Raw genomic sequence first — 16,261 nt, 5'->3', positions numbered from 1 at the left:
CTCAGCTCTCCTCTCCGAGCCGAAGCACCTCACCGAGGCGCAACCGGCGGTTGTTCAGGGCCTCGACGGCGACCGCGAAGCCGAGGGCGACCACCCCGAGCGCGAGCACCGCCGCCACCAGGCCGGGCTCGAAGGCCACCCGGACCGGCATGCCACTGGTGAACGCGGACAGGCCGAGCACCGGGTTGAGCAGCAGGGGCAGCACCGCACCGACGAGCGCGCCGGTCAGCACCGACACCCCGACCAGCGGGGCCAGCTCGACCAGCAGCAGCCCTCGCCACTGCCGGCGGGACAGGCCGAGGGTACGCAGCCGGGACAGCACCTGGCCGCGGGCTCGCGCGCCGGCCAGCACGGTGAACGCGATGGCCAGCAGCCCGAGCACCGAGCCACCGACGGCACCGGCGAAGAACCCGAAGGCCAGTACGCCGTTCGCGCCGCCCGCGCCGAGATCCCGGCGGACGTCGGCCCGGGTGTCGACGACGACCCCGAGCGGGCGTTGCCCCCCGGTGACGGCCCCCTGCTGCTGGTACCGCAACTGTCCCTCATCACCGGCGCGGCGCAGCGCCTCGACGTCCAGCCGATCGCCGGCGACCAGCAGGCTGGTGGCCACGGGCGTGGTGGGGCGCGCCGGGAGCGCCTGCCAGGGCAGGATGACGAACCGGTCGGTGTTCGCCGCCAGCAGGGGGAAACTCTCCTCGCTGCCGGCCACCCGGAACTCGTACCGCTGGTTCTGCACCGAGATGAAGGCGGAGCGGTCCAGTCCGGCCTTGGCCAGATCGGCGGCGACCGCCGGCGAGACGATCGCGGGTGCCGGCCCCGACTCGGGCCGGGCGGTGCGCAACGCCGCCGGCAGCGGCAGATCCACCGCCGATTGCTTGGCCACCTCGGCCAACCTTGAGCCGTCGATCAGCAGCACGGCCGTGTCCCCGAGCCGCGGGTCGGTGCCGAGTTCGTCGGCTGCCAGCCGCTCGTCGGACGCGAACAGCACTCCGGTGGCGGCCCGGACCCCCGGCAGGCGACCCAACTCGTCGATCGTGTCGGGAGCGAAGCGTTCACCTCGGATCACCGCGTCGGCGGGCACGATCCGTTCGGCGGCCCGGTCCCGGCTCGCGTCGACACCGGCGGCGACGACCGCGCAGAACGCCGCGGTGCCGATCGCGAGCACCACGACAACCAGCGGGGCGGCGACGGACGACCGCCCGGCCCGCGCCGTGCCGAGGAAGGCGACGCTGCCCCTCCTCCGCGCGGCAAGCCGGCTGACCAACAACAACGGCCAGGGGTACGCCCGCAGCGCGAGTACCGCCGCGGCGATCGCGAGCAGCACCGGCACCGACACCAGCAGCGGGTCCACCTCACCCAGGGTGAGGCCGCGCCGACGCAGCAGCACCGCGGCGAGCACGGCGAGCAGCAGTACGGACACCTCGACGGTGAGCCGACGGGTCGACGGGCGCATCCGGACCAGGTCTCGGCGCGACGCCCCGCCGGTCGGCACGGCCAGCGTGGCCAGCGGCAGGGCCAGGGTGACCAGCACGGTCGCGACGATCGCGTACGGGGTGCTCGGGTCCGGAGCGCCCGGGAACAGAGTGCCCAGCCACCATCCGAGCGCGGCGGCGACCGGCACCACCAGCAGTGACTCGGCGAGGCTGCGTCGGGCGCCGGCAGTGGTCCCGCCGCCGCGCGCCCGGATCAGCACGAACTCCGCCCGACGCCGCCGGGTGGCGAGGGTCGCGGCGAGCACGATCAGCCCGGCCAGCGTGGCCAGTACGCCGGCCGCGATCACCGCCAGCAGGGTCCGGGCGGCGTTGACCTGGGCGGCGAACGCGCGCAACGGAATGTCGACGCCCTGGGCCAGCGAGAGGTCGGCAGGCCTACGCAGCTGCGTCTCCTGGAGGCCGTCGATCAACTGGTCCAGCTGCCGCGTATCGATCTTGTCGGCGCCCAGCCGGTACCGCCAGTTGGACCGGACCGGCCAGCCCGCCGCGGCCCGCACGTCGAGGACCGACTGGGCGACGACCCCGGAGGCGACGAACGGCTGAGCGTCCCCCTCCGGTGGGATGACCTGCAGCATCGACGGCAGCCCGTCCCAGATGCCGCTCGTACGGTCGACTGGGCGGTACAGCCCGACCACGGTCAGCGGGACAGCGTCGCGAAGCCGCTTCTGCTCATCGACCCGGCCGATGCGCAGCTGGCTGCCGGTGCGCAGGTTGAGCTTGCCGGCCACGTCGGCGTCGAGCGCCACCTCGATCGGCCGGTCGGGTAGGTACGTCTCGCTCGGCCACGCCCCCTCGACGAGGGTGCTGGCGTCCTGGACGCCGGGCATGCCCCGCAGACCGAGGTCGACGAGCAGGTTGCGGGCCTTGAGGTCCGGGCCGACCACGCGGGCCGGTTGCGCGTCCACGTTGTACCACCGCTCGGACACCGCCGAGCGCACCTGCGGCGGCAGGTCCGCGGCCAGTGCGTCGAACCGCTCCCGGCCGTAGGCCATCGCCGGCTTCAGGGCGGGGGCGGTCACCACGCCCGTGGTGTACGAAAGGTCCCGCCGGGCCGGCAGCTCACTGTTCAACTGCGCCCGAAGCCCCTGCTCGGCGAACTGGTTGACCAGCCGGGGCACGCCGCTGATCAGCAGCGTGACCACCAGGGTCAGCACCGCCAGCAGGAGGAACTGCCCGCCGTACACCCGGACCCGCCGGGCCACCGCGCCGACGCTCATCGTTCTCCCCCGATTCGCAGTTGTACCGCCGCCACCCGCTGCCGGATGCCGGCGGCAATGAACGCGCTGAAGGCGAGCGCCGCCAGCAGCAGGCCGACCGCGGTCAGACCGATCGGCACCCAGGGCAGCGCGAACGTCGCCGCGGGGATCGGCCGACCGGCGGCCGGGGTGAGGATGACGAGTGGGGCCATGGTGGCTCCGACCGCGGCGCCGAGCAGCAGGCCGACCCCCACGCCGATGCCGGCGAGGAACGCCTGTTCGGCAAGCAGCGCCCGAGCCAGCAGTCGGGGCGTGGCGCCGAGGGTGTGCAGGACCGCGAACTCGCCGAGTCGGCGTCGGGCGGTCGCCCAGACGTCCACCATCAGGCCGACGATGGCGAGCAGCACCGCGCCGAGCGCCGCGGCGAGCATCCCGGTCCGCGAACCCTGCCAGTACGGGTCGTCGGCCGCGGACGTGATCACCGCTTCCCGGTTGAGGACGGTGACTCCAGGCAGTTCCTCGGCCGCCCCGGCGGCGGCCATCGCGTCGGTGGCGCCGATCCACCACTCCGGTGTCGGGCGGATCGTCCCGCCGGATCCGACAAGCGCGTCGACCGCCGCCGGCAGGTCGAGCAGCACGCCCTCGCCGGTGGTCGTCGGCACGGCTTCCAGTTCACCGACCAGGTGGACCCGCAGCGTCACCCCGGAGAGCGCCAGCTCGACCGTGTCGCCCAGGTGAAGGCTCAGCGCCTCGCGTACCCGGGGGGTCATCAGCACCGGGGCGGCCGCGGGCGCTGCGCCCGCCGCACCCGGTACGACGACGAACCGGCTCGCCGGTCGATCCAGCCGACCCGCCTCGTCGAGCAACTGGACGGGGCGGTTGGTGGCGAGCCCGGCACCGCTCGACTCCACCGGCGTCCGCGGCCCACCGGGCCAGGTCGCCGCCCAGTCACCGGGCAGTTCGGCCGGTCGGGCCGTGCCGCCGGCATCGACGAGAGCCAACCCCTCCAGCGAGAACCCGTACGAGGTGCCCCCGTACCCGGTGTCGGCTTCGAAGCCGGCCAGCCGCAGCGGCGCTCCGCCCACGTCCGGGAGTGTGACCGTGAACCGGCTGCCCTGCCCGGTGCTCGGCGCGTTGGCCGCCAGCACCTTGAAGGCGAACCCGTCGGGGGTGGCGAACAGCACCGAAACCGCGACCCGGTGCGGCTCGGCGGGTTGCTCGACCGTCGTACGGACGGTGCCGCTGACCGCCCGGGTGCCCTCCGGCAGCTCGACTCCACCGCTGGCACCGCGCGCCTGGATCATGCGCCGGTACTGCTCCGACACCGGATCGTCGCTGAGCCGGTCGGGGAGTCGGACGACCCCGGGGGCGCTGGCCGGGTCGATACCGATCACGGTCACCGGCAGGTCGTCCCGGCCGACCCGGATGTCGTCCCGCCACGCCGGCAGCACCCGGTTCACGCCCGGCAGCGCGGCGAGTTCCCCGGCCCGGGTGAGCGGGGCTGCCCCGGCTCGCTCGGTGACCCGCAGGTCGGCGCCGACCGTGTGCCCGGCCTGCTCGACCTGGGAACGCTCCCCCGTGCTGATCAGGGACCAGGCCAGGGTGCTGCCACCGACGGCGAGGGCGAGCAGCAGCACCGGGCCGGCGTGCGGACGACGACCGGCCTGCCACATGCCGAACATGGTGGCCGTCCAGGGCCGCCGGTCGACGAACCGCTCGGCGAACCGGGTGACCGGCGGCAGCACCCGCAGCGCCAGCACAGCACCCGCCAGCACCCCGAGTGTCGGGGCGGCGATCAGCAGCGGGTCGAGACCGAGCCGGCCGCCCGAGCCGGCCAGCGGCGAGGCGTACCGGCGCAGCTGCACCCAGGCGAGCACGGCGAGCGCCACGAGCACCAGGTCGACGCTGGCCCGCTGGACGCTCGCCGCCCGGTTCGGGCGGGAGCGGGCGGCCATGTCGGCCACGTACGTGCCGGCGCCGCGCAGTGTCGGGGCGACCATGACCACCAGGCAGCCGGCGGCCGTGGCGGCGGCGGCGGCCCAGACCAGGACGGTGTTGCCGCCGGCGCTGGACAGTTGCTCGGCACCGCCGGGTCGGACGAATCGCAGGGCCACACCGGCGATCACCGGCGCGAGCAGGACCGCGGGGGCGACCACCAGGGTCGCCTCGCGGGCGGCCAGGCCGGCCAACTGTCGGCGGGCGGCGCCGCGGGCACGCAGCAGCGCGGTCTGCGCGCGACGGTCCTCGTGCAGGAGCGCGGCGACGAGCACCAGCGCGTACCCACCGAGCACCAGGATGAGCAGCAGCGGGGTGGCCAGCGCGGAACGGCCGACCAGGTCGGCGCGGCCCATCCGGTCCAGCAGCTGCGGCATCTTGGTCACCGCCTGGCCGGAGCTGCCCAGTTGGGCGGCTTCGGGCACCGCCGTTGACGCCTCGGTGAGGGCCTTCCGCACGGCGGGCAGGTCGGCCGCGTCGACGCCGGCGAGATCCGGTTCGACGAGCCAGGACGCCGACACCGAGCCGGGGAAGATGGCCGCGAAGTCGGCCGGATCGAGGACGAACGGCCCGTACGACGTGCCGGAGCCCGCGCTGCCCGTCCCCACTTCGGGGGCCAACAGCCAGTACGCGTCCGCCGGGTCGCGGGGCCGCCAGGTGCCGGCGAGCACCAGCTCGCTGCGCCGTTCGGTGGCCCGGTCGCGGACCGGGATGCGTTGACCGACGCTGAGGCCCAGCGCACCCGCGGCCCGTTCCGGGAGGCTCACCTGGGTCGGGTTCGCCCCCGGGCGCGGCCAGGTTCCGCTGGTCAGCTCCGCGTGCGCGGCGAGGTCGTCGAGGGTGGCGAGGTTGGCGAAGACGGGCTCGTCGCCGGTACGGGGCGCGGGTCCGAGCGAGCCGGTCAGCTCCCGTCCGGTGCCGTAGCGGGCGACCGAGACGCCGACCGGGACGCCGGCCAGCCCGTCGGTGAGCTCGGCGCGGACCGCCCCGTCGCGGGTGGCGAACTCGGCCGCGTCGCGCCCGCCCGACCCGCTGACCAGCAGGCCACGTTCCCCGGCCGGCGAGGCGGCCACCAGTGCCCGCTGCCCGGCGTCCACCGCCCGACGGTTGTAGTCGGACAGCCCGGTGACCAACGCGACGGCGACCAGGGCCGCGATCACCGCGGCGACCAGCAACCCGCGCGCCTCTTGGGCACGCCTCCACACCAGCTTCATCCGACGCCTCCCCTGGCCCGGACGGGCCGACGACCATCAAGACAGGCCACCCCCCGGGAAAGGTTCGCGCCCGTTACATGATCGTTACTACGAGAGAGATCGGCGTCACGCCAGGGCGACCGCGAGTACGACGCCGACGGTCAGGACGTACCTCAGGGGGTTTCCTCCTCGACCCACTCGAGCAGGTCTCCGGGCTGGCAGCCGAGGACCCGGCACATCGCTTCCAGCGTGCTGAAGCGGACGGCCTTGGCACGGCCGTTCTTGAGCACCGCCACGTTGGCGGGCGTGAGCCCGACACGCTCGGCGAACTCGCCGACGCTCATCTTGCGTTTGGCCAACTCGACGTCGATGCGCACGACGATGGGCATCAGATCACCGCCTCCATGTCGGTTCGCAGCGTGGTTGCCTGGCGCAGCAGCGCACGCATCACCACCAGGAGAAGCCCGAGCACGGTGACACCCATCGTCAGGAGGAACAGCAGGATCGGACCACCCGGATCGTCCGCGTTGAAGCCGACGTAGAGGAAGACCCCCACGAGCACCACCCACGCGGCGCCGACGGCCCACACGATCAGGTCGACCCACCGCAGGGACGCTTCGGTGAAGATGCGGTCGTTCTTGACCAGGCTGAGCAGTTTCCACGTCGACACGATGACCACCTGGACGCACAGCACCCAGAACACCGTGATGGCGGTCAACGGCCACCGGAGATAGGCCTGCTCCGGCGACTCCTGGGCCAGGTGCGCGAACTGTCCGGGCAGCGAGAACGTCTGGAACCCGATCAGGACCACGAACAGCACCCCGAGAAAAAGTCTGAGAGCGGCTACCGCTCGATGTTCCGTCACCATGCATCGAGTTTCGCTCGTTACCTATCGAAAGTCAATCGCTCTCCGAAGCGTCGCCTTGCGCCTGGGCAGCCGCTGGTCTCGTTTTCTGCGGGTGGATCGTCTCGTGGCGGGCCAGCATGGCGACGAACTCGGTGATCTTCCGCTCGCGGGTCTGCGCCCGCTTGACGGCGTTGAGGCGGTGGGTGAGTGCGAACCGGTTGGTCTTGGTGAGGACGTCGAACATGGCCTGCGCGGCGGGGTCGGCGGCGATGGCGGCGAGGAGGTCGGCCGGCACCTCGGCCTCCGACGGTGGGGCGTAGGCAGCCGACCAACGCCCGTCCGCCTTCGCGGCCTCCACCACGGCGCGTCCCGAGGGCAGCATCAGCCCCTCTGCCTCCAGCCGGGCCACGTGGGAGACGTTGCGTTGCGACCAGGCACTACGGGCGCGGCGCGGGGTGAACCGGATCCAGGAGCTCTCCTGATCCCGTTTCCGGGCCTGCCCGTCGATCCAACCGAAGCACAGGGCCTCGTCGACCGCCTGCTGCCAGGTCAGCGTCGTGACCGTGCCGCCCTTCTTGGTCAGGGCGAGCCAGACACCGGGCGACGTGGCGTGGTTGGCCGACAACCACGCGCGCAGGGCGGCGTTGTCCGCGACGATCAACTCATCCAGCTCTGGGCTCACCATTCCGGCAGGCTAACCGCCACGGCCGACACCGACGCCCCGGCGGACGCCCGGACCGACGCCAGGGCGGACGCAGGGCCGACCCCCGGACCGACGCCCGGCGGACGCATGGCCGACCCCCGGACCGACGCCCGTGGCGGACGCATGGCCGAGACCCCCGGACCGACGCCCGTGGCGGACGCATGGCCGAGACCCCCGGACCGACGCCCGTGGCGGACGCATGGCCGACCCCCGGACCGACGCCCGTGGCGGACGCATGGCCGACCCCCGGACCGACGCCCGTGGCGGACGCATGGCCGACCCCCGGACCGACGTCACGGTCACCGCCGCCGGCCGGCCGGCCGGGCTCTACCATCGTCGCCATGGCAACGCGGCTTGTGCAGATCAACATGAAGGCTCGGGACGACGCCGCACTCGGCGGTTTCTGGGCGCAGGCGCTCGGCTGGGGCATCTCCAGCGAGGGCCCCGGCGTGACAAACCTCGAACCCGAGGGCTTCGTCTATCCCGATCCCGTCGCCGTCTGCGTCGACCTCGTCGTCTCGACGGAACCCAAGACGGTGAAGAACCGCGTGCACGTCGACCTCGCCACCTCCTCGGTGGCCCAGCAGGCGCAGCTGGTCACCCGCCTGCGGGATCTCGGCGCGACACCAGTCGACATCGGTCAGGGCGATGTGCCGTGGACGGTCCTGGCCGACCCGGAGGGCAACGAGTTCTGCGTGCTGGACCCCCGGCCGCTCTACCGCGACATCGGGCCGATCGCCGCCGTGGTGGTCGACTGCGCGGATCCGCGGACCATGGCCAGCTTCTGGGACACGGCCACGGACTGGACCCCGCACGAGGTGACCGACCAGAGCGCGGTGCTGCGCTCCGCGAAGGGCGTTGGCCCATATCTGCGGTTCGTCCGCACCCCCGACGTGAAGACCGGGTGGAACCGCGTCCATCTCGACGTCCGCCCCTATCCGGGTGACGACCTGGCGGCCGAGGCGGCCAGACTGCGGACCCTCGGCGCCACCGTCGTCGACCTCGGTCCGAGCGAGGTCCCGTGGACGGTCCTCGCTGACCCCGAGGGCAACGAGTTCTGCGTCCTCACCCCAGGCTGACCCGAACCCGCGCTGACCCGAACCCGCGCTGACCCGAACCCGCGCTGACCCGAACCCGCGCTGACCCGAACCCGCGCTGACCCGGACCCGCGTCATCCACGCGGCACGTCCACCGGGACACCTGGACGTCATGACGCCCCCCGGCGGCGGCAGGCATCCCCGAGCCGCCTCGCACCTCGGTCGCCGATTCAGGGCCGCTTGGGATCGGTCACGTCCGCCGTTGGGATCGTTCACGTCCGCCGGTGGTAGTGGTTGCGACGCGGGATCTGGTCGGGGTCGAGCCAGGCCGGCGGGACGAACTCCGGTTTGCCGTCGCCCCCAGCCGAACCGCCCACTCGGTCTGGTGCACGTGCCGATGGTGGTGGCCACAGAGCAGCACGGCGTTGTCGAGGCTGGTCGGGCCACCGTCGGCCCAGTGTCGAATGTGGTGGGCGGCGCACCAGCGGGGCGGCCGGTCGCAACCGGGAAAGGCGCAGCCTCCGTCACGCAGCACCAGCGCACGCCGCAGCGGACCACTGACCAGGCGGCGTTGCCGGCCGACGTCGAGGACCTGGCCGGCGCCGCCCAGCACGGCCGGCAGGATGGCGGCGTCGCAGGCGATCCGACGCACCGTCTCCGGGGTGAGCCGCAGGCCGACGTCGAGCGCGCCGGCACGCAACCGCCGCGTCAGCTCGTCGAAGCCAGTGGTGACGACGAGTTGGGCCGGGTCGCCGCCCTGCTCCGGTAGCTCACCGGTGCGCAGGGCCAGCCGGCACACGTCGGCGAGGGCATCGTGCCGACGCTGGCCGGCGGTGCGCGTGTCGTCGGGTGCACTGGGTGCGCTGAGCGGGTCGATGGCGGCGCGCACCAGCGCGGCGGTCTCCGCGTCGAGGATGCCGCTGAGCCGTAGCTGCCCGCCGGTCTGCTCGGAGACGGTGAGGTGCCGGTCGCGGGCGGCGCGAGCGGCCTCGGCCTCCAGGGCCGCCGCGGCTGCGGCATCGGCGATCTCGGGGGCGACGTGGTCGAGGATTCGGCTGCCGAGCCTGCGCAACAGGGTGGGGTCGAACTGCTCGGCGTAGTCGACAAGCACGCCCCCGGCCTTGTCTGCGACCTCGGCCCCGGCGCAGGCCGACACGGTGGCGACCGCCTCGGCGATGACCCGGGCCTGCTCCACGGTGACCGCCCCACTCGCCAGAGCGCCTCGCACGGCGGACGGGGCCACGTCGAGCGACGCGGCGAGGCCGACCAGCCGACGGGCAGCGGCGACGTCGAGGCGCAGACGGTGACGCAGCCAGACGGTCGTCGAGCACGCGCCCTGCGCGACGGCGGTGCCCCGGCCGTCCACCTCTCGGACGAGCGCCAACTGCACCGCCGACAGCCGCTGCTGAATCCGGTGCGTGGCGTCGAGCGCCGCGATCAGGTCGTGCTCGGAGAGTGCCCACACCGAAGCGTCGGCGCAGGTCGCCACCGCACTCTCCGCCCGCGCCAACTCATCGATCACCAGCAAACCTTAGAACAGGTGTACGACAGACCTGCCCGCGACGAATTTCGTCTGGCGTCAGATCATCTGAGGCCATACGATCATCCGATGACATCGCTCCCCGCCCCCGCCCCGTGGACGGACGCCCTTCCCGAGGCGACACCACCTGCCGGCATGGCGATCTACCAACTCCCCACCGGCACCTACGAGACCCGAGCGGCATTTGCCGTTCGCGGGGGCTCGTTTCGCGACAAGCGGCAGTTCGCGGCCACCGCCATCCTCGTGGCGCACCCGAACGGCGACTTCCTCATCGACGCCGGCTTCGGCGCCGACGTCGCCGCGCATGTCGCCACGCAGCCGCGGTTCGCCCGTGCCCCGTTCCAGGCAACCCGGACGGTGAGCCAGCAGCTCGACGACAGCGGTTACGAGCGCACCAGGCTCAGCGGGGTCTTCCTGACGCACTCGCACTGGGACCACGCGAGCGGCCTGGACTCGCTCGACCTCCCGGTCTGGATGAACAGGGGTGAGCGTGAGTACGCCGGCAGCGACCGTGACGGCAAGGTCTTCCGCGCCGTCTCCCGCGACCACGAGATCCACGAATACGCCTTCAGCGGTCCCGCGTACCTCGGCTTCTCCGCGAGTTTCGACGTGCACGGCGACGGGTCCCTGGTGCTGGCGCTGGCCGGCGGCCACACGACGGGGTCCGTGGTCGCGTTCGTGACCCTCCCATCAGGACAGCGCTACGCGTTCATCGGTGACCTGACCTGGCAGCTCGACGGCATCCACCGCAGAGTCGAACGCCCCTGGCTGCTGCGTACCCTCGCCGACAGCGACCCCGCACAGGTGCGACAGGGCATCCTGCGGTCGGCCGCACTGACCGAGCTGATGCAGGTGGTCCCGGCGCACGACCGCCGCGCCTACGAGGGCATTCCACTCCTCCCAGGGGCGGCGCGATGACCGAGGGTCCGGCACCGGCGCTCGACTCCGAGATCACCTGGCTGCTGCATCGCGCCGCCCAACGAATGCACGTGGTGACGGGCGAACAGGCCGAGAGGCACGGCCTCCACCTGCGGGACTACATCGTGTTGAGTGCGCTGGACAAGACACCCGGGCTGACCCAGGTCGAGTTGGCCAGAGCGCTCGGCCTCGACAAGACCACGCTCATGACCCAACTGGATCGACTCGAGCGGGCCACTCTCGTCGTACGCCACTCCGACACGCAGGACCGCCGCAGGCGTATCCCGGCGATCACGCCCGCCGGCGAGGACGTACGGGCGCAGGTCGCCCGCGCCAGCGAGGAGGCGGAGAGGAAGGCGATGGCCGGCTTCAGCGCGGTCGAGATCGCCCTGTTGCGCCGAATGCTGTTCGCGATCATCGGCACCAGCACCGACCCGGGCTCCTGCCTCTGACGCTGCGGCTCAGCCGCCGGCCGGCGTCGCGCACGTCGCCCGCGGCATCGACGGCCGCCTGCCGCGGATTTCGGTACGACCACTGTCACGAGGGGCACGGGACCGGACCTGTCACGAGGGGCACGGGACCGGACCTGTCACGAGGGGCACGGGACCGGACCTGTCACGAGGGGCACGGGACCGGACATGGAGTAGATGTGAGCTCCGGGACTGAGCACGAGGAACACTTCCGACGCGTCTACGCGGTCAACTTCGAGCCACTGCTGGCGTACGCGATGCGGCGCGTCGAGCAGCCCGAGGACGCGGCCGACATCGTCGCCGAGACCTTCCTCGTCGCCTGGCGGCGGCGCCGCGAGATGCCGCCGGAGGCCGAGGCCCGGTTGTGGCTGCACGGCGTGGCCCGTCGGGTGCTGGCCAACCACCACCGCGGCGGGGCTCGCCGGGGGCGGCTCGGCGACCGGCTTCGGCAACGGTTCCGGGCGGCCCTTGCCGTCGACCCGGGCAGTGCGGTGCCCGACCGGCTCACCGTCCGGGCCGCGCTGGCCCAGCTCAACGAGGTGGACCGGGAGGTGCTGATGCTGACCTTCTGGGAGGGGTTGGAGCCACGCGAGATCGCCGTGGTCCTCCAGGTGAACCCGGCCGTGGTCCGTACGCGACTGTCCCGTGCCCGGGCCCGGTTACGAGACATCGTCGGTGACGACGTCGAAGCACCCGGACATGTACTCGACGTCATGGCCGTACGCGCCCCCGAGGAGGGCAGATGACCGACGATCAGCTCGACCGGAGGGTCCGCGACGCCGACCCGTACCGACCCGAGGTCATCGCGCACCTCGACGGGGTCGCGCAGGACCTCCTGGAGGAGATCATGTCCACGCCGGTTCTCGAATCCGTCATCGAACCGCCAGAACGGCGGCGCTCCCGACCGCGCCGCCGCCTGCTGGGCGGCCTCGCCACCGCGGGTGTCGCGGCCGCCGTGCTCGCCGTCGCCTTCGGCACCGCGATCGTGCAGACCGACCAGCCGGGGGGCAAGGAGGCGGCACCGGAACCACGTTCCAGCTCCGTGGCCCCGGGAAGGACCGCCTACTCGGCCATGGTGCTCAAGGCGGCCGAGGAGAACCCGCGACTGTTGATCGACCAGCCCGGCTGGAAGGCAACCAGCGCGGACGGGTTCGCTGAGCGGGAAGGCAGCATCACCTACAGCAACGGTGCGCGAAGCATCCGAATGAGCTGGTACAAGGCCACCGAGTACGACGGGCGCTACAAGGACCGGCTCCAGACGAGCAAACCGGAGCCGGTGCAGGTCGACCGCTGGCCCGGTCACCTGTTCCGCTACAGCGAGCGCGAGTTCGAGGTCATCCTCCAGCCTCGCGACGGGTCCATGGTCGAGGTGCGCACCGCGAGCGCCTACACCCGCGCCGACTTCGACCGGGTGCTCGCCAGCGTGATCCGCGTCGACGCCCGTACGTGGCTGGCCGCGCTCCCGGCGGAGATCGTCACGCCGGAGCTGGTGGATGAGCGGCGGGCCGCGGTGCTCGCCGACGTGCCGCTCCCCCCGGGCTTCGACCCCGCCACGCTGCACGTCGAAGGCGTCAACGACTCCTACCAGTTCGGCATCCAGGTGCTCGGCCCGGTCGGCTGCGCGTGGATCACCGAGTGGACGCGCGCGAAGAAGAGTGGCGACGACGCCGCTCTCCGGCGGGCGGCCGACGCGTTGCGCGGCAGCCACAACTGGAAGGCGCTCCAGCAGATCGACAAGGACGGCGACTGGGCGGAGGGCCTCTGGGAGATCGCCGACACGGTGGCCGCCGGCAAGCCGATCCATCCCAAGATGTTCAACCCCTGCAATCCGGAGGGGTAGCAGAGCGTCGGGTTACCCGGGGACGACCACGTGTCGGCCCCGGGCCAGCCCGCTCAGGCGCTGTCGTCGGGCGTGCGCTTGGCGCGGCTGGGCTGCACCCGCTTGGGCTCGCCGGGCATCTTCGGGTGGTCCGGCGGGTACGGCAGGTCGCCCTGGCCGGCGGCAGCGTCGCGGTCGGCCCACTCCAACAGCGGCGTGATGTCCCACGGGGCGCCGTCGATGTCGGCGTGCGGGTCGCCCCGTTCGGCGAGCCGGGCCGGCACGGTACGCAGGTCAAAGTCGTCCGGGTCGACGTCGGGCAGCTCGTCCCAGCTGACCGGGGTCGAGACGGTGGCCCGCGCGTTGGCCCGCAGCGAGTACGCGCAGGCGATCGTCCGGTCCCGGGCCGTCTGGTTGAAGTCGACGAAGACCCGGCTGCCGCGCTCCTCCTTCCACCAGGAGGTGGTGACCAGGTCGGGGTGGCGGCGTTCCACCTCCCGGGCGAGCGCGATGGTGGCCCGGCGCACCTCGGTGAACGTCCACCGGGGCTGGATACGCAGGTAGACGTGCACACCCCGGCCACCGGAGGTCTTCGGCCAGCCGGCCACGCCCAGCTCGTCGAGGACCGCGCGGACCCCCGCGGCGGCCCGCGCCGCGTCGGCGAAGTCGGTGCCGGGCTGGGGATCGAGGTCGATGCGCAGCTCGTCGGGTCGGTCGACGTCGGCGGCGCGCACCGGCCAGGGGTGGAAGACGATGGTGCCCATCTGCGCCGCCCAGGCCACGTGCGCCAGGTCGGCCGGGCACAGCTCCGCCGCGCTGCGACCGCTGGGGAAGGTGATCTGGGCGGTGGTCACCCAGGGCGGCACCCCTCGGGTGGGCACGCGTTTCTGGAAGAACGCCTCACCCTCGATGCCCTCGGGGAAGCGTTGCAGCGTGGTGGGTCGCTCCCGCAGGGCACGCATGATCCCGTCGCCCACCGCGAGGTAGTAGTGGAAAACGTCCGCCTTGGTGAAGCCCCGCTGGGGGAAGATCACCCGGTCCGGACTGCTCAGCCGGACGGTGTGCCCGGCCACCTCGACCTCGGTGACAGCTGCCTTGGTGCCCGCCATCTCGCGACCCTATGCCACACCCCCGACGTTCGACGTACCGTTGGGGGGTGAGTCTTGACGACAACGAGCTGCCCCGCACCGACGACGAGTGGCGGGTCCGGTTGACCCCCGAGGAGTTCCACGTCCTGCGGGAGGCCGGCACCGAACGCCCGTGGGTCGGCGAGTACGTGGACACGAAGACCCAGGGGGTCTACCACTGCCGCGCCTGTGGGCTGGAACTCTTCTCCAGCGACACGAAGTTCGACTCGCACTGCGGGTGGCCGAGTTTCGACGACGCCATCCCGGGCCGGGTGAAGGAGATCGAGGACCGCAGTCTCGGCATGGCGCGCACCGAGATCCGCTGCGCCCGCTGCGACAGTCACCTCGGGCACGTCTTCCACGGCGAGGGCTTCACCCCGAAGGACACCCGGCACTGCGTCAACTCGATCTCGGTCCGGTTGGAACCCCGCTGACCTGAGCCGTCCGGGCGACGCGCGCTCCCGACGTACCCCGGAGCAGCTCGACCTCGGCGGTCCGGGACTGCTCGATCCGCCGCGCCAGGTCGCGGACCTGCTCGCTTCGGCCGACGCCGACCTGGGCTCGGGCCAGGTCGGCCGCCGCACGCTGGTGGTCGGCGAGGACCTCGCGCAATGCGCGGTCGACGTCCGGGTCGGGCGCGGTCCGCAGCCGGTCGAGCGCGGCGGCGTCGCCGTGCCCGTCGTGCTGGTGCGCGCCCGCGCCGGCGCCCGGCCCGGCCGTGGGCAACCAGCCGCGCATCGCGGACAGCTCGTCGGCCTCGGTCGCCTCGATGGCGGCGGCCAGCGTGCGCAGCGCGTCGTCGCGCACCCGGTCACGGGCCAGCGCGACGATCTGCAGGGTGCGTTCGCTGTGCCCGACCATCGTGGTCAGGAAGACCACGTCGATCCCGCTCATCGTGTCCCCGGCGACCGCGGACCCCGCGCCCCCGGACCCGACCGACGCCGTCGCGGCGGGGATTGGTTGCGGCACGACCGGCGGGCTCGACGTGGGCGACCCACCGCAGGCGCCGGTGAGCAGCACCGCGGCGACAAGGGACACCGGACGGGTACGACGACGCATGCCAGGTGCTCCGTTCACGCGGGGAGGGCGCCACGGGTGCGGCCACCGGCCGCACCCGTGGCGGTCAGACCTGTTGCCAGAGCGCCGGTACGTTCGGCGGCTCCCAGCCGGGGATCGCCGTGTGTGCCTGCCGGCAGCGGTACGTCGCTCCGCCGTAGGTGACCTGGTCAACGACCTGGTACGCCCGGCCCGCGGTCCAACTGCCGCCCGGGGCGGGCGTCGCGCTCGGCGTGGCGGTCGGGGTGGGCCGTGGGGTGGGGGTGGCGGTCGGGGTGGGCCGTGGGGTGGGTGAGGGGGTGGGGGTCGGGTTCGACCCGCCGCCGCCGAGCTGCACGTCGATGCAGGAGTAGAAGGCGTTCGCGGTGTCGGAGATGTTCCACACCGCGAGGATCTTCTGCCGTCCGGAGAAGCCGCCCAGGTTGACGGTGTGCGAGACCGTCGCGCCCGGCTGCTGACCGTTGCCGTTGACCACGCCGACGCGGGTGTTGCCGATCCAGTACTCCCAGTTGCTGGTGGCGTGGCGGGCGGTGTTCACCCAGGTGAAGGTCAGCGAGCTGCCGACCGAGGTGGCCGGCCAGCCCCGACTGTCGTCGTTGAGGACGGCGAACTGGGCGATGCCGGCGTTGCAACTGCGCAGGCCCTTGGGGCCCTCGACGCTCTGCGGCTCGTACCTGATCTGCCCGCAGTCGGGCACCCGGCCCTGCGCGCAGAGCGCCTGCCGGCTGGGCGGGGCGGAGACGTAACCGTGCGCCTGCGCGGGAGCGGCGACGGTGAGGGTGGCGGCGACGGCACCCGCCGCCACCAGCGGGATGGTGATTCTTCGACGCATCGGGGCGGCTCCTTCTCCAGGGTCCGGTCAGGTGC

The 16,261-nt window shown here is 72.9% G+C and carries 14 protein-coding genes and 1 pseudogene; 6 read left to right on the top strand and 9 right to left on the bottom strand.

Features of this window, described 5'->3' with window-relative positions; translation table 11 throughout:
- Position 1: 1 nt before the first annotated feature.
- The 5 genes from ACFYPM_RS21600 to ACFYPM_RS21580 form a co-directional block, all read right to left on the bottom strand.
- Positions 2–2,710, bottom strand: a complete 2,709-nt coding sequence (locus tag ACFYPM_RS21600; protein WP_387199735.1) for an FtsX-like permease family protein — start codon at positions 2,708–2,710, stop codon at positions 2–4.
- Entirely contained in the window at positions 2,707–5,898 is a 3,192-nt protein-coding gene (locus ACFYPM_RS21595) for an FtsX-like permease family protein (protein WP_387199732.1), read from the bottom strand. The genes ACFYPM_RS21600 and ACFYPM_RS21595 overlap by 4 nt, the downstream gene beginning before the upstream one ends.
- Positions 5,899–6,050: 152 nt before the next feature.
- Complete coding sequence (locus ACFYPM_RS21590) at positions 6,051–6,266, bottom strand: helix-turn-helix transcriptional regulator (RefSeq protein ID WP_278138146.1); 216 nt, start codon at positions 6,264–6,266, stop codon at positions 6,051–6,053.
- Complete coding sequence (locus tag ACFYPM_RS21585) at positions 6,266–6,745, bottom strand: DUF2975 domain-containing protein (RefSeq protein WP_387199728.1); 480 nt, start codon at positions 6,743–6,745, stop codon at positions 6,266–6,268. The genes ACFYPM_RS21590 and ACFYPM_RS21585 overlap by 1 nt, the downstream gene beginning before the upstream one ends.
- A 31-nt stretch (positions 6,746–6,776) precedes the next feature.
- Complete coding sequence (locus ACFYPM_RS21580; RefSeq protein WP_387199725.1) at positions 6,777–7,409, bottom strand: YdeI family protein; 633 nt, start codon at positions 7,407–7,409, stop codon at positions 6,777–6,779.
- 359 nt (positions 7,410–7,768) lie between these two features.
- Here ACFYPM_RS21580 and ACFYPM_RS21575 point away from each other — a divergent pair, with 359 nt between their 5' ends.
- The gene (locus tag ACFYPM_RS21575; protein WP_387199722.1) at positions 7,769–8,506 is read left to right on the top strand and encodes a VOC family protein; all 738 of its coding nucleotides are present in this window, start codon (positions 7,769–7,771) and stop codon (positions 8,504–8,506) included.
- A gap of 230 nt (positions 8,507–8,736) precedes the next feature.
- Here the strand turns inward: ACFYPM_RS21575 and ACFYPM_RS21570 are convergent.
- Positions 8,737–9,986 (bottom strand): annotated as a pseudogene (locus ACFYPM_RS21570) (DUF222 domain-containing protein).
- A gap of 87 nt (positions 9,987–10,073) precedes the next feature.
- On the opposite strand from ACFYPM_RS21570, the gene ACFYPM_RS21565 reads away from it, so the two are divergent.
- The 4 genes from ACFYPM_RS21565 (at position 10,074) to ACFYPM_RS21550 (ending at position 13,232) form a co-directional block, all read left to right on the top strand.
- Positions 10,074–10,922, top strand: coding sequence for an MBL fold metallo-hydrolase (locus ACFYPM_RS21565; protein ID WP_387199718.1), 849 nt, complete (start codon positions 10,074–10,076; stop codon positions 10,920–10,922).
- Positions 10,919–11,374: a MarR family winged helix-turn-helix transcriptional regulator gene (locus ACFYPM_RS21560; RefSeq protein ID WP_387199715.1), complete on the top strand. Its 456-nt coding sequence runs from the start codon at positions 10,919–10,921 to the stop codon at positions 11,372–11,374. Before ACFYPM_RS21565 ends, ACFYPM_RS21560 begins: the two co-directional genes overlap by 4 nt.
- 197 nt (positions 11,375–11,571) lie before the next feature.
- Entirely contained in the window at positions 11,572–12,138 is a 567-nt protein-coding gene (locus tag ACFYPM_RS21555; RefSeq protein ID WP_387199712.1) for an RNA polymerase sigma factor, read from the top strand.
- The gene (locus ACFYPM_RS21550) at positions 12,135–13,232 is read left to right on the top strand and encodes a hypothetical protein (protein WP_387199709.1); all 1,098 of its coding nucleotides are present in this window, start codon (positions 12,135–12,137) and stop codon (positions 13,230–13,232) included. Before ACFYPM_RS21555 ends, ACFYPM_RS21550 begins: the two co-directional genes overlap by 4 nt.
- Positions 13,233–13,285: 53 nt before the next feature.
- Here the strand turns inward: ACFYPM_RS21550 and ligD are convergent, their stop codons facing one another.
- Positions 13,286–14,320: a non-homologous end-joining DNA ligase gene (gene ligD, locus ACFYPM_RS21545; RefSeq protein WP_387199706.1), complete on the bottom strand. Its 1,035-nt coding sequence runs from the start codon at positions 14,318–14,320 to the stop codon at positions 13,286–13,288.
- A 47-nt stretch (positions 14,321–14,367) separates the two neighbouring features.
- On the opposite strand from ligD, the gene msrB reads away from it, so the two are divergent.
- Positions 14,368–14,772, top strand: coding sequence for a peptide-methionine (R)-S-oxide reductase MsrB (gene msrB, locus ACFYPM_RS21540; protein ID WP_357247712.1), 405 nt, complete (start codon positions 14,368–14,370; stop codon positions 14,770–14,772).
- Here the strand turns inward: msrB and ACFYPM_RS21535 are convergent.
- Positions 14,738–15,397, bottom strand: coding sequence for a DUF305 domain-containing protein (locus ACFYPM_RS21535; protein WP_387199703.1), 660 nt, complete (start codon positions 15,395–15,397; stop codon positions 14,738–14,740). The genes msrB and ACFYPM_RS21535 overlap by 35 nt on opposite strands.
- A gap of 64 nt (positions 15,398–15,461) precedes the next feature.
- Positions 15,462–16,226 carry a lytic polysaccharide monooxygenase gene (locus tag ACFYPM_RS21530; RefSeq protein WP_387199700.1) on the bottom strand — a complete coding sequence of 255 codons (765 nt, stop codon included), beginning with the start codon at positions 16,224–16,226 and terminating at the stop codon, positions 15,462–15,464.
- Positions 16,227–16,261 lie beyond the last annotated feature (35 nt).

It is taken from the genome of Micromonospora sp. NPDC005203, from assembly GCF_042872705.1.
GTDB lineage: Bacteria > Actinomycetota > Actinomycetes > Mycobacteriales > Micromonosporaceae > Micromonospora.
This window is presented reverse-complemented; position numbering and strand designations above follow the sequence as displayed.

Bases quoted from the DNA above. Each gene is read 5' to 3' on its own strand.
- ACFYPM_RS21550 (WP_387199709.1), top strand. From the start codon at position 12,135: ATGACCGACGATCAGCTCGACCGGAGGGTCCGCGACGCCGACCCGTAC.
- ACFYPM_RS21585 (WP_387199728.1), bottom strand. From the start codon at position 6,745: ATGGTGACGGAACATCGAGCGGTAGCCGCTCTCAGACTTTTTCTCGGG.
- ACFYPM_RS21565 (WP_387199718.1), top strand. From the start codon at position 10,074: ATGACATCGCTCCCCGCCCCCGCCCCGTGGACGGACGCCCTTCCCGAG.
- ACFYPM_RS21575 (WP_387199722.1), top strand. From the start codon at position 7,769: ATGGCAACGCGGCTTGTGCAGATCAACATGAAGGCTCGGGACGACGCC.
- ACFYPM_RS21535 (WP_387199703.1), bottom strand. From the start codon at position 15,397: ATGCGTCGTCGTACCCGTCCGGTGTCCCTTGTCGCCGCGGTGCTGCTC.
- ACFYPM_RS21590 (WP_278138146.1), bottom strand. From the start codon at position 6,266: ATGCCCATCGTCGTGCGCATCGACGTCGAGTTGGCCAAACGCAAGATG.
- ACFYPM_RS21560 (WP_387199715.1), top strand. From the start codon at position 10,919: ATGACCGAGGGTCCGGCACCGGCGCTCGACTCCGAGATCACCTGGCTG.
- ACFYPM_RS21530 (WP_387199700.1), bottom strand. From the start codon at position 16,226: ATGCGTCGAAGAATCACCATCCCGCTGGTGGCGGCGGGTGCCGTCGCC.
- ligD (WP_387199706.1), bottom strand. From the start codon at position 14,320: ATGGCGGGCACCAAGGCAGCTGTCACCGAGGTCGAGGTGGCCGGGCAC.
- ACFYPM_RS21600 (WP_387199735.1), bottom strand. From the start codon at position 2,710: ATGAGCGTCGGCGCGGTGGCCCGGCGGGTCCGGGTGTACGGCGGGCAG.
- ACFYPM_RS21580 (WP_387199725.1), bottom strand. From the start codon at position 7,409: ATGGTGAGCCCAGAGCTGGATGAGTTGATCGTCGCGGACAACGCCGCC.
- ACFYPM_RS21595 (WP_387199732.1), bottom strand. From the start codon at position 5,898: ATGAAGCTGGTGTGGAGGCGTGCCCAAGAGGCGCGCGGGTTGCTGGTC.